Here is a 12,251-nt window from a genome sequence, read left to right as displayed (position 1 = left end):
CTTGCAGCTTTGCTGGAGGCGATGATTTGTCGAGCGTCGGCCAAACGAACCCTGGCCTGCCTACCGCCTCACCGCCTTGGCCAGCTCCGCAATCAGCCGGGCATCCTCCGCCGGCCTTTTCTTCTTGGCCACGACGAGGCAGGCCTGGGAACGCAGGATGACGCCGTCGTCCAGCACTTTCAGATGATTGGCTTTGAGCGTCGACCCTGTGGAGGTGATGTCGACGATAATATCGGCTGATCCCGCCGCCGGTGCGCCCTCGGTGGCGCCAAGGCTCTCCACGATGCGGTAGACCTGGATACCGTGCTTCTGCGAGAAGAATTGTTGGGTGAGCCGCCAGTATTTCGTCGCAATGCGCAGCCGCCGGCTGTGGCGGTGGCGGAAATCCGCCGCTACATCATCGAGATCGGCCATGGTCGAGACGTCGAACCAGATTTCGGGGACGGCAACCACCACGTCGGCGTGACCGAAGCCGAGCCGCGCGGCGATCTCCACGCGTGATTCCCAATCGGGGATCGTCTCGCGCACAAGGTCCTCGCCGGTAACGCCGAGATCGATGCTGCCCCGGTCGAGTTCGCGGGCGATCTCGGAGGCGGAGAGGAACGTCACCTCCAGCCCGTCAAGCCCGTCGATCCCCGCGCGGTAACGCCGCTCGTTTTCCGGCAGGCGAATGGGATAGCCCGCTTCCCGTAGCAACTCGACGGTCGCATCCTTGAGGCGGCCCTTTGAGGGGAGTGCCAGTGTAACCGTCACGGTTTTTCCCCCCGCACGGTCGCGATGCGGTCGAGCCACATGGAAAAGCCGACGCCGGGAATAGGCTCTTCCGCGCCTAAAAGCGTCAGGAGCCGGTCATAGCGCCCGCCGCCGACGAGCGGCTGGCGCAGGCCCTCCACACCAATCTCGAAGATGAAGCCGGTATAATAATCGAGCGGGCGGCCGAAGCCCGCATCATAGCGGATCTCGTCAAGCGGCAGGGCGTGATCCCCGATGCGCTCGGCGCGCGCCGAGAAGTCCGCCAGTGCCTCGTCGAGAAAAATCCCTGCTTCGTCGGCAAAAGCCGTTAGCCGCTCGCCCGCCTGTTCGAGCGGCACTTTGATGGCGAGAAATGACTTCAATGCGTTAAGCGCGGCATCGGAGAGACGGACGCTGCGCAGCGCGGCCTTTTCCAGGAGGCGGCGGGCGATCTCGTCCGGCTCGCGACCGGCTGTCGGCGAATGGCCCGCAGCCTGCATGGCCTCCTCGATATGGTGCGTCAGCCGCTGCTCGTTCCCTTGCGCAACGAGGCTTGCCACCTCGCGCGGCAGGTTTGCCGTGCCTTGAGGACTGGTAAACTCGGCAATCGCCGCTTCAAGCATGGCCGGTGAGCCGAATGCGCGGGCAAGCCGCTTTTGCCAACCGCGGGGTAGGCCGAGCGCGGACAGAACGGCCTCGAACACCGCCTGGTCGCCCAGCGTGACGTGAAAACCGGTGTTGGGCAGAACGCACGACAGGATCGCGCGGGCATCGGCCAGCGAGCGCGCATCCGCGGCGGGACGGTCTTTTGCGCCAAGATCCTCAACGCCCGCCTGGAAAAACTCCGGGCTTCCCTCTCGATGCTGGCGGAAGACCTCGCCAAGATAGGCATAACGCCGCGGTGTAGACGCGCGCTTTTCAATATGGTCGAGGCAGACGGGAATGGTGAATTCAGGCCTGAGACACAGCGTCTCACCGGTTTCGCTCTCGGTAAGGAAGATGCGCCGGCGCAAGTCCTCGCCTGCCATATCGAGGAAGGGGTCGGCTGGCTGAATGATGGCAATGTCCGTCAGCACCGCCTCGCGCTCGGCGAAGAGGTCGAGAATTTCCGCAGCGAAGGAGGGATAGCGGGAGGTCATGGAAGTGGTGCCCAGCTTAAGGCACCCCCCTCTGGGCTGCCGCCCATCTCCCCCTCAGCGGGGGCGATTACGCCGTCAGAAATGCCACGCCCCAGCCGGCAACGCAGGAGGTTAGGCACCGGCATAACGGCCAGCTGATCTCCCCCCTTGAGGGGGAGATGCCCGGCAGGGCAGAGGGGGGTGTGCCACCTGATGGCGAGGCGGGACATGCGGCCTACGCGCTCCGCTCTTTCGCCTGCGCGTCGAGCACGCGCTTTACGGCGGCGACCATCTCGCTCTCGGGCACGGAGAACTGCGCGGGGCGCGACTCGCGCCAGGTCACATTGTCCTCGATCTCTTCGGAGAGGCGCTTGCCTTCCACGAGATCCTTGATCTGCACCTCGCCCTTCTCACGCTCGTCGCCGCCCTGGATGACGACGCAGGGGCTGCCGCGCCGGTCGGCATATTTCATCTGCGCCTTCATGCCCGCGCCGCCCAGATACATTTCCGCGCGGATGCCTGCCTGGCGAAGCAGAGAGACCAGCCGCTGATAGCGCCCAAGGCTTTCGGTGTCCTTGTCCATGACGAGGACAACCACCGGCGCGACCGCTTCTGCGGTTTCGAGCTTGCCGAGATTCTTCAGCGCCGTCATGAGGCGGGAAACGCCGATGGAAAAGCCCGTCGCCGGAACCGGCTCGCCGCGGAAGCGCGAGACCAGCCCGTCATACCGCCCACCGCCGCCTACCGAGCCGAAGCGCACCGTCTCGCCGTCCTCATTGACGACGGGGAAGGTCAGTTCGGCTTCAAAGACGGGGCCGGTATAGTATTCGAGCCCGCGAACGACGGAGGGGTCGATACGGATACGGTCGGAGCCGTAGCCGGCGGCGGATACAAGCGCGGCGATCTCTCGCAACTCGTCGGCGCCTTGCGCCCAGATCTCGTTCCGCGCTGCCGCTGCTGACCCACCGTCCTCGCCAAGACACATGGCCAGGACCGTATCTTGTTGCTCCGCACCAAGCTCAGCGCCCTTGGTAAAATCGCCGCTCTCGTCCAGACGTCCCTTGCCCAAAAGCTGCTTCACACCTTCCGGCCCGAACTTATCGAGCTTGTCGATTGCACGGAGAACCGTAAGTTTCTGGCCTTCGCTGGTGACGCCAATCGCCTCCAGCACGCCATCAAGCACTTTGCGGTTGTTCACGCGGATCACGTAATCGCCGCGCTTGATGCCCAGCGCTTCCATGACATCCGCCATCATCATGCACATCTCGGCGTCCGCCGCGACGCCGGGCGTGCCGACCGTATCGGCGTCGAACTGCATGAACTGGCGGAAACGGCCGGGGCCGGGCTTTTCGTTGCGGAAGACCCAGCCGGCGCGGTAGCTGCGATAGGGCTTTGGAAGGCGCTCGAAATTCTCCGCCACGAAGCGGGCGAGGGGGGCGGTGAGGTCGTAGCGCAGCGAAAGCCACTGCTCGTCCTCGTCCTGGAAGGAGAAGACGCCTTCGTTCGGCCGGTCCTGGTCGGGCAGGAACTTGCCCAGCGCGTCCGTATATTCGATGAGCGGAGTCTCGACCGGCTCGAAACCGTAAAGCTCGTAGACGGCGCGGATCTTCGCCATCATCTCGTCCACGGCGCGGATATCGGCCGGATGGCGGTCGACAAGCCCGCGCGGGAGCCTTGCCTTCACCTTGTCCGCCTTGTCAGCCATGCCAAAAATCCGTCTCTTCTGATGTGGAAACCGCGCCCGCATGCGAGCGCGGCTGTCCTAACCGATAAGCATGGGAGCAGCAAGGGCGGTCGGCTGAAAGCGGGTGACACGTGGCGGCTCTTCGGCTAATTCCTCTCGCGTTCCGGGTCGTTGTGCCCCTTACCCGCCCAAGGAGAAATCATGCCGCAGCCGCCGGCCATGGTCGACAGCCTCGACGCGCTAGCAAAGTCCTATGACCTGATCCTCTGCGATGTCTGGGGCGTTCTGCACAATGGGGTGGCGGCTTTCCCGCCGGCCGCCGAGGCTCTGGCGCGGGTGAAGCGGGCAGGCAAGACCGTGGTGCTCGTCACCAATTCGCCGCGGCCGAGCCAGCTTGTGAAGGGCCAGTTGCGCCAGATCGGGGTTCCCGACGAAGCCTGGGACGAGGTTGTGACCTCTGGCGACGTGACGCGGGAACTTATCCGCAATGGCCCGCGCCGCGTGTTTCACCTCGGCCCGGACCGGGACCTGCCGATCTATGACGGGCTCGATGTCGAACTGGTGGAGGAGTTCGAGGCGGCGGGCGTCGTCTGCACCGGGCTTTTTGACGACGAGACGGAGACGCCGGAAGATTATGCGCAGATGCTGCAGCGCCTGCGCGCCCGCGACCTGCCCTTCATCTGCGCCAATCCGGATATCGTGGTGGAGCGCGGCGACCGGCTGATTTTCTGCGCCGGCGCGCTCGCACGTGATTACGGCCAGCTGGGCGGGCGGACGCTGATCGCGGGTAAGCCGCACCGGCCGATCTATGAAGCCGCGCTGGCCGCGGCGGGCCGGATGCTGGGGCGGGATTTGGAGCCGCGCCAGACGCTCGCAATCGGCGACGGCATGCTGACCGATGTGAAGGGCGCCGCCGGCATGGACATTGACGTTCTGTACGTGACCGACGGCATCCATGTATCGGAATATAAGGAGGCGGGAAGGCTGGACGAGGCGCGCCTTGCCGCGTTTTTGGAAAAGCACGGCCACCAGCCGGTGGCGGCGATCGAGCGGCTCAGGTAGGAACAAGCGTGGCTGATTTCCTGCGGCTTTCCGGCTATCAGAATGTCCCCGCGCATCTGCGTGGCGCCGTCGTTGCGATCGGCAATTTCGACGGCGTGCATCGCGGCCACCAGGCGGTGCTGGAGCGCGCGCTGGAAATCGCGCACAGCCAGGGTCTGCCCGCGGTGGTGCTCACCTTCGAGCCGCATCCGCGCGCTGTCTTCCGGCCGGATATCCCTCTTTTCCGGCTGACGCCGGCGCCCATGAAGGCACGGCTGCTTCAGGCGCTGGGCTTCGATGCCGTAGTGGAGCAGTCCTTCACGCGCGAATTCTCCACCCTTTCGGCGGAGCGCTTCGTGGCCGAGGTGCTGGTGGGCGGGCTTGGCGCTTCGCATGTGGTTACCGGCATTGACTTCCATTACGGCAAGGGCCGGGGCGGCTCGCCCCAGACGCTGGCGGCGGCTGGGCAGGGCTATGGCTTCGGCACGACTTTGGTGGACGCGTTCTGCGACGAAGGCGGCGAGGTGGTCTCCTCAAGCCGCATCCGCGCACTTCTTGCGGAAGGAAATGTGGCCGAGGCAGCCGGGCTCCTCGGCTATCGTTATACCGTTGAGGCGGAGGTTACGGGCGGCAAGAAGCTTGGCCGGACGCTCGGCTTTCCCACGGCGAACATGTCGCTGCCGGAGGAGGCAGCGCTGCATCACGGCATCTACGCCGTGCGTTTCCGCCGGGCTAACGGCACGCTTTATGACGGCGTTGCAAATTTCGGGCGGCGCCCGACCGTCGATGAGAACGGCGCTGCGCTGCTCGAAACCTTCGTCTTCGGTTTTGACGGCGACCTTTATGGTGAGACCTGCTCGGTCTCCCTCTTCGGCTTCCTGCGCGGAGAGGAGAAATTTGACGGGCTCGACGCGCTGGTCGCGCAGATGAAGCGTGACGAAGAGGAGGCGAGGGCGCTGCTTTCGGGGGTCCGGCCCCTGTCGGAGCTGGATTTCAGGATTGCGTTTGGTGAGAGCGAATAGGCAATAGCGAGCGCCGCATAAGCTACATCGCCCCTATTCGCTGATTCCCGTTCTCTTCGGCCTTTATTCTTCCGGCCGTCTCAGCTAAAAGCGCGGGCCATGATGACGAGCGCCGGTTTCACGCCGTTTTCGATACGAATTATTGGCCCGGCCTTCCGCGCGGCCTGAAGCGCTGCGGGAAGGTCCGGGTTTTCTGCGCGCGCAAGAGCGTGCTATCCGCCACTTGATACGGTCATCTGCGAGGCCAAAGGCTCTCGCGTTCTTACGGCGATAAAATGAACGATACCACCGAAAAGCTGGACTATTCCAAGACCCTCTACCTGCCGCGGACGGATTTTCCGATGCGTGCCGGCCTGCCGCAGAAGGAGCCGGAGATCGTTGCCCGCTGGCAGGAGATGGATCTTTACAGGCTGTTGCGCGAGGATGCGAAGGGAAGGCCCCTTTTCGTGCTCCATGACGGCCCGCCCTATGCCAACGGCAACATCCATATCGGCCACGCGCTCAACAAGGTCTTGAAGGATGTCATCACGCGCTCGTTCCAGATGCGCGGGTATGACTCCAATTATGTGCCGGGCTGGGACTGCCACGGCCTGCCCATCGAATGGAAAATCGAGGAGCAATATCGCGCCAAGGGCAAAAACAAGGACGAGGTGCCGATCAACGAATTTCGCCGGGAATGCCGGGAATTTGCCACGCACTGGATCAAGGTGCAGGGCGAGGAATTCCAGCGCCTTGGCGTGGTGGGCGATTTCAAGAACCCTTACACGACCATGGCCTATCACGCGGAAGCCCGCATCGCCGGCGAGCTTCTGAAATTCGCCATGTCCGGCCAGCTCTATCGCGGCTCCAAGCCCGTGATGTGGTCCGTGGTGGAGAGGACGGCGCTCGCGGAGGCCGAGGTCGAATACCACGATTATGAGAGCGACACCGTCTGGGTGAAGTTTCCGGTGGCGGAAGGCGCTCCGGACCTTGCCGGTGCGCATGTCGTTATCTGGACGACGACACCGTGGACGCTGCCCGGCAACCGCGCGATCTCGTTCTCGCCACGCATCTCCTACGGCCTCTACGAGGTCACCGCGGCAGAGAACGACTTTGGGCCGCGACCGGGTGAAAAGCTGGTCTTTGCCGACGCGCTGGCGGAAGAGTCCTTTGCCAAGGCGAAGCTCCAGTACAAGCGCCTGCGCGACGTGACGGCTGATGAACTGACGGCCATGGCCTGCGCTCATCCTTTGAAGGGCCTCGGCGGCGGCTACGAGTTCCCCGTCCCGCTTCTTCCCGGCGATCACGTTACCGACGACGCCGGCACGGGCTTCGTGCATACGGCGCCCGGCCATGGCCGCGAGGACTTCGACGCGTGGATGGACTCTGGTCGCGAGCTTGCTGCTCGAGGCATCGACACGACGATCCCGTTCACGGTGGACGATGAAGGCTTCTTCACCAAGGATGCTCCGGGCCTTGGCCCGGACCGCGAGGGCGGGCCAGCGCGCGTAATCGATGATTCCGGCAAGAAGGGCGATGCCAACAAGGCCGTTATCGAGGCGCTGATCGCGAAAGAGATGCTTTTCGCGCGCGGGCGGCTCAAGCACCAGTATCCGCATTCCTGGCGCTCGAAAAAGCCGGTGATCTTCCGCAACACGCCGCAGTGGTTCATCTATATGGACCGGGACCTGGGCGACGGCACCACCTTGCGTTCGCGCGCGCTCAAGGCCATCGACGAGACGCGTTTCGTGCCCGCCGCCGGCCAGACGCGGCTGAGGTCCATGATCGAGGACAAGCCCGACTGGGTGCTTTCGCGCTCGCGAGCCTGGGGGGTGCCCATCGCCGTTTTCGTGGACGAGAACGGCGAGGTGCTGAAGGACGAGACGGTGAATGCGCGCATCCTGGAAGCCTTCGAGCAGGAAGGCGCGGATGCCTGGTTCGCAGACGGCGCCAAGGAGCGGTTCCTTGCCGGCCGCGACGATATGGAGCGCTGGACGCAGGTGCGAGACATCCTGGATGTCTGGTTCGATTCGGGCTCGACGCATGCCTTCACGCTGGAGGACCGGCCGGACCTGAAATGGCCCGCGGATGTCTATCTTGAAGGTTCCGACCAGCATCGCGGCTGGTTTCACTCATCGCTCATCGAATCCTGCGGCACGCGCGGCCGCGCGCCCTACGACACGGTCGTCACCCATGGCTTCACCATGGACGAGGAAGGCCGCAAGATGTCGAAGTCGCTGGGCAATGTGGTGGTGCCTCAGGACGTGATGGCGAAATCGGGCGCCGATATCCTCCGCCTCTGGGTGATGACGACCGACTACTGGGAAGACCAGCGGCTGGGCCAGAACGTCCTGCAGACAAATATCGATGCCTACCGGAAGCTGCGCAACACAATTCGCTGGATGCTTGGCACGCTGGCGCATGATGAAGGCGAAAACGTGCCGGTGACGAAGATGCCGGAATTGGAACGGCTGATGCTGCACCGCCTTTACGAGCTCGACCAGGTGGTGCGCAGGGGTTACGACAATTTCGACTTCAAGCGCATCACCCGTTCGCTGCTCGACTTCATGGTCGTGGAGCTTTCCGCCTTCTATTTCGACGTGCGAAAGGATGCGCTTTACTGCGATGCTCCATCGAGCGTTCGCCGCAAGGCCGCGATGCAGGTGGTGCGCCAGCTCTTCGACTGCCTCGTGACATGGCTGGCGCCGATGCTGCCTTTTACGACCGAGGAAGCCTGGCTGGAGCGCTACCCGGAAGCAAAATCCGTGCATCTGGCGCAGTTCCCGGATGTGCCGAGCGCCTGGCATGACGAGGCCTTGGCCGAGAAGTGGCGCAAGATCCGCCAGGTGCGCCGCGTCGTTACCGGCGCGCTGGAAATCGAGCGCAGGGAAAAGACCATCGGCTCCTCGCTGGAGGCTGCCCCTGTCGTGTTCCTGGGTAGCGGATTTGCCGGGCTGTTCGAAGGGCTCGATGCGGATGAGATCTTCATCACCTCGGGCGCCGAGGTGAAAAGCGCGGATGCGGCATCCGCGCTCGATCATCCGGATATCAAGGACCCGTCGCCGCTTTTCGTCGATGAGACGGTCGGGTCCCTCGTCGCCGTGGAATTTCGCAGGGCCGAGGAGCTTGGTCTGCGCAAATGCGCCCGTTCCTGGCGCTACACGGACGATGTGGGCTCTGATCGGAAATATCCCGACGTTTCGGCCCGGGATGCCGCGGCGCTGCGCGAATTAAAGACTCTTGGGCGCATTTAACCGTCGGCGTTGCGTCAGTCTTGGCCGTCCGCTAAAAGCGGCCAAGGTTAATGCGCCATTATCTCGTCCGATTTTCCGGCGAAGAGGCGGGAGATGAGGGGCGGCAACAAGTGTGCCGAGGAGAGTTGACGTTGAAGCATATTGATAGTGCGGCACGCCGCCCGGGACGGAACGCGGCGTTTAACGTCGCCGCGGTGATTACAGCCTTATCGGCAATCGTGCTCGCTGGATGTGCGGGCCCGACCTACGGCACCGGAAAACCCGCCGACCAGCAGCTGCTGGAAGACGTGACGGGAATTCTTTCCGTCGGCCCCAAGGATAGGGAGGTTATCGACTATAAGCCGCGTCCCGGCATCGTGAAGCCGCCTTCTACCGCGGTCCTGCCCCCACCGCAGGAAAGCGTCGCGGCAAACAATCCGAATTGGCCCGAATCGCCGGAAGAGCGCTTGGCACGCATCCGCGCGGAAGCAACGGCCAATCAGGACAATCCGTTCTATCGTTCGAATGTCATTCGCGACGTCAATCGCAGCGGCGACGACCCGAGGCTGCCGACGGATCAATTCACCGAAGGGGACCGGGTGCGGCCCGAAATCCTGTCGCCCGGCGCGCAGCGAGCGCAGCGGCAGGCATTCGCGGAGCGTCGGCAGATCGCCCAGCAGGGTAGCCCCAATACCCGCCGTTATCTCAGCGATCCGCCTCTCGATTATCGTCAGCCCGCGCCTACGGCGCCGGCAGGAGAACTCGGCGTCGACGAGGAGAAGAAGGAACGCGCCGCCAAGCGCGCGGGCAGCGAGACCGGCGGCTTGCGCAGGCTCTGGCCCTGGTGAGGCGAACGCGAAGGCTTTGCGGCCTGCGAAAAGGCGCTATTCCCGCTTCCCCGCGAAAAAATTCTTGAGCAGCGTTGCGGCTTCGCGCTCGCCGAGGCCCTCGTAAACCTCCGGCGCGTGGTGGCAGGTGGGCTGTGTGAAGAAACGCCCGCCATGGATGACTCCTCCGCCCTTGGGATCGCTCGCACCGAAATAGAGCCGGCGTATACGGGCGAAGGAAATGGCGCCTGCGCACATGGCGCAAGGTTCCAGCGTTACGTAAAGATCAGCGCCGATAAGGCGCTCCGCCCCTTCTGCCTCGCAGGCTGCGCGAATGGCAAGCATTTCGGCATGGGCAGTGGGATCGTTGAGTTCGCGCGTGCGGTTTCCGGCACTTGCAAGCAACCTGCCGTCGCGTACCACTACGGCTCCGACCGGAACCTCAGCGCGCGCAGCCGCGCGCCGCGCCTCCTGGAGGGCGGCATCCATGAAACTCGCCGTAGCCTTCGGCCGTTGCTGTTCCAATCTTTTTGCTCGCAACGCTGATGACGAATTGATACCTAGCCGGTCCAAGAGGCTCGGGCCAGCATGAAGAATAGAAAAGACAAATCGGAAAAAGCTACCGCTCCACGTGGAAAGCCGGCGGGCAAGGCCGCTGCCGGAGGCGCTCCCCGTGGCAAATACGGCAAGGCGGCAAAGGACGAAATTCGGGAAGACGGCCGCACGGATGGCGAGCGCATCGCCAAACGCCTTGCGCGTGCCGGGCTGGCCTCCAGGCGCGATGCGGAGGCGATGATCGAGGCAGGCAGGGTGAAGGTGAACGGACGTGTGCTTTCCTCGCCCGCATTCAACGTGCGCCCATCGGACAGGATAGAAGTCGACGACGAGCCTCTTCCCGCCGCCGAACGCACGCGGCTTTTTCTTTTCCACAAACCCGCCGGCGTGGTCACCACAACGCGCGACCCGGAGGGCCGCCGGACGATTTTCGACACCCTGCCGGAAGGCCTGCCGCGGCTGATTACCGTGGGCCGCCTGGATATAAACACGGAAGGCCTCATCCTGCTTACCAATGACGGAGGGCTCGCGCGCGCACTCGAACTGCCGTCCACAGGCTGGCTCCGGCGCTATCGCGTGCGCGTGCATGGCAAGGTCGATCCGAAGGCGCTGGCGGAGCTGGAAAAGGGCATAGCGGTCGACGGCGTGTTCTACGGCGCAATCACCGCCAGCCTGGATCGTCAGCAGGGCAGCAATGCCTGGCTGACGCTGGGCCTCCGCGAGGGCAAGAACCGTGAGGTGAAGAATGTCCTCGGCGCGCTTGGCCTGGAGGTGACCAGGCTGATCCGCGTTTCCTATGGCCCGTTCCAACTCGGCGACCTGCCAGAGGGCGCCGTGCTGGAAGTGAAAGGCCGCACATTGCGCGACCAGCTTGGCGAGCGGTTGATCGAGCAGGCAGGCGCCGATTTCGAGGCGCCGATTGCAATACCCTTTGCCAACAAGCCCGTGCGCGCCGAACGCAGGAAGCCCGAGGAAGAAAAGCGCAAGACCGGCTTAGAGGAAAATGCGGGGCGGCAGGAAAGAAAGCCGGCGAACCGCAGGAAGTCACGAGAGGAAAAGCACGAGGAAGCCCGCGACAGGCTGCAGACAAAGCGGCCGGACGACTTCAAAGGAAAAGGCAGCGCTGCTCACAAAGGCAAGGACCAGCGTCCGCCGCGTATCTCCAAAACTGCTCGGCCGGAAAAATCCGGCCAGGAGCGGATGTCAGGGGATTCCAAGGCGGAGGGTCCGACGCGCGCACCCGTTGAACGGCGTTCCCGTGCCTCCAATGTCTGGATGGCGCCAGGCGCTCGGCCGGTAGGGAAGAAGCGCGCCGAGGAAGCCTCCAAAGATGCCGAGAAGAAACCGCGCGCGGGCCGTCCGGCAACCGGTCGTGCGGAAAGACGTGACGGGGATCGGCCGACGCGCCCCGGCAAGGGACGGAGGGAACGCTGAGATCCGGCATGCGCGAGGCGGCGGTTGGAAGTAAGGTTTCCCATGGGAGTGGCGTGTAATGCGCATCGTCGGCGGCGCGCTGCGTGGCAGGCAGCTCACTTCACCAAAAAGTGATGCGATCCGGCCAACCACGGACCGGGCACGCGAATCCCTTTTCAACATCATCGAGCATTCCTATCCGGGCTCCATCGAGGGCGCGCGCGTGCTCGATTTCTTCTCGGGCAGCGGAGCGCTGGGCATAGAGGCTTTGTCACGCGGGGCAGGCTATTGCCTGTTCGTGGAGGAAGCGGCGTCGGCCCGCGCGCTCGTGCGCGAAAATATCGAAAGCCTTGGCCTGCAAGGCCGCACGCGCATATTTCGCCGCGATGCAACGCAGCTTGGCCCTGTCGGCACGATGCAGCCCTTCAATCTTGTCTTTGCCGATCCGCCCTATGGGCGCGGGCTTGGGGAGATGGCCATCGAGGCTGCGCTTGCCGGCGGATGGCTTTCGCACGAAGCCCTGATTGTGGTGGAGGAATCCGCTGCAACGCCATTTACGGCGCCCAGAGGCATAGTCATCCACGAGACGCGAACCTATTCTTCCAGCACGCTCGCCTTTTGTGGGATCGTCAGAGTTTAGCCACAAG

10 protein-coding genes are annotated in these 12,251 nt (G+C 63.9%); 6 read left to right on the top strand and 4 right to left on the bottom strand.

Going from position 1 to position 12,251, the window contains the following annotated elements:
- Nucleotides 1-60: 60 nt before the first annotated feature.
- The 3 genes from hisG to hisS all read right to left on the bottom strand — a co-directional run bounded on the left by hisG (nt 61) and on the right by hisS (nt 3,555).
- On the bottom strand, nt 61-753 hold the full coding sequence (gene hisG, locus GNP00_RS05455) for an ATP phosphoribosyltransferase (RefSeq protein ID WP_011579766.1): 693 nt from the start codon (nt 751-753) through the stop codon (nt 61-63).
- Nucleotides 750-1,871, bottom strand: a complete 1,122-nt coding sequence (locus tag GNP00_RS05450; protein ID WP_011579767.1) for an ATP phosphoribosyltransferase regulatory subunit — start codon at nt 1,869-1,871, stop codon at nt 750-752. Before GNP00_RS05450 ends, hisG begins: the two co-directional genes overlap by 4 nt.
- Nucleotides 1,872-2,085: 214 nt before the next feature.
- A complete protein-coding gene (gene hisS, locus GNP00_RS05445; RefSeq protein WP_041544442.1) occupies nt 2,086-3,555 on the bottom strand; it encodes a histidine--tRNA ligase in 1,470 nt (489 codons plus the stop codon).
- A 180-nt stretch (nt 3,556-3,735) separates the two neighbouring features.
- Here hisS and GNP00_RS05440 point away from each other — a divergent pair, with 180 nt between their 5' ends.
- The 4 genes from GNP00_RS05440 (at nt 3,736) to GNP00_RS05425 (ending at nt 9,657) form a co-directional block, all read left to right on the top strand.
- Entirely contained in the window at nt 3,736-4,596 is an 861-nt protein-coding gene (locus GNP00_RS05440) for a TIGR01459 family HAD-type hydrolase (RefSeq protein ID WP_011579770.1), read from the top strand.
- An 8-nt stretch (nt 4,597-4,604) separates the two neighbouring features.
- The gene (locus tag GNP00_RS05435; protein ID WP_011579771.1) at nt 4,605-5,597 is read left to right on the top strand and encodes a bifunctional riboflavin kinase/FAD synthetase; all 993 of its coding nucleotides are present in this window, start codon (nt 4,605-4,607) and stop codon (nt 5,595-5,597) included.
- 275 nt (nt 5,598-5,872) lie between these two features.
- Nucleotides 5,873-8,830, top strand: coding sequence for an isoleucine--tRNA ligase (gene ileS, locus GNP00_RS05430; protein WP_011579772.1), 2,958 nt, complete (start codon nt 5,873-5,875; stop codon nt 8,828-8,830).
- Between the two features lie 131 nt (nt 8,831-8,961).
- On the top strand, nt 8,962-9,657 hold the full coding sequence (locus GNP00_RS05425; protein WP_246259195.1) for a hypothetical protein: 696 nt from the start codon (nt 8,962-8,964) through the stop codon (nt 9,655-9,657).
- 36 nt (nt 9,658-9,693) lie between these two features.
- On the opposite strand, the gene GNP00_RS05420 is transcribed toward GNP00_RS05425, so the two are convergent.
- On the bottom strand, nt 9,694-10,125 hold the full coding sequence (locus GNP00_RS05420) for a nucleoside deaminase (protein WP_041544445.1): 432 nt from the start codon (nt 10,123-10,125) through the stop codon (nt 9,694-9,696).
- A gap of 99 nt (nt 10,126-10,224) precedes the next feature.
- On the opposite strand from GNP00_RS05420, the gene GNP00_RS05415 reads away from it, so the two are divergent.
- Together GNP00_RS05415 and rsmD are read left to right on the top strand one after the other, a co-directional pair.
- A complete protein-coding gene (locus tag GNP00_RS05415) occupies nt 10,225-11,625 on the top strand; it encodes a pseudouridine synthase (RefSeq protein WP_011579775.1) in 1,401 nt (466 codons plus the stop codon).
- Between the two features lie 58 nt (nt 11,626-11,683).
- Nucleotides 11,684-12,244 carry a 16S rRNA (guanine(966)-N(2))-methyltransferase RsmD gene (gene rsmD, locus GNP00_RS05410; RefSeq protein WP_011579776.1) on the top strand — a complete coding sequence of 187 codons (561 nt, stop codon included), beginning with the start codon at nt 11,684-11,686 and terminating at the stop codon, nt 12,242-12,244.
- Nucleotides 12,245-12,251 lie beyond the last annotated feature (7 nt).

It is taken from the genome of Chelativorans multitrophicus, assembly GCF_011317445.1.
GTDB classification, from domain to species: domain Bacteria; phylum Pseudomonadota; class Alphaproteobacteria; order Rhizobiales; family Rhizobiaceae; genus Chelativorans; species Chelativorans multitrophicus.
The sequence above is the reverse complement of the archived record's forward strand: the minus strand, read 5'-3'. Positions and strand labels throughout refer to the sequence as shown.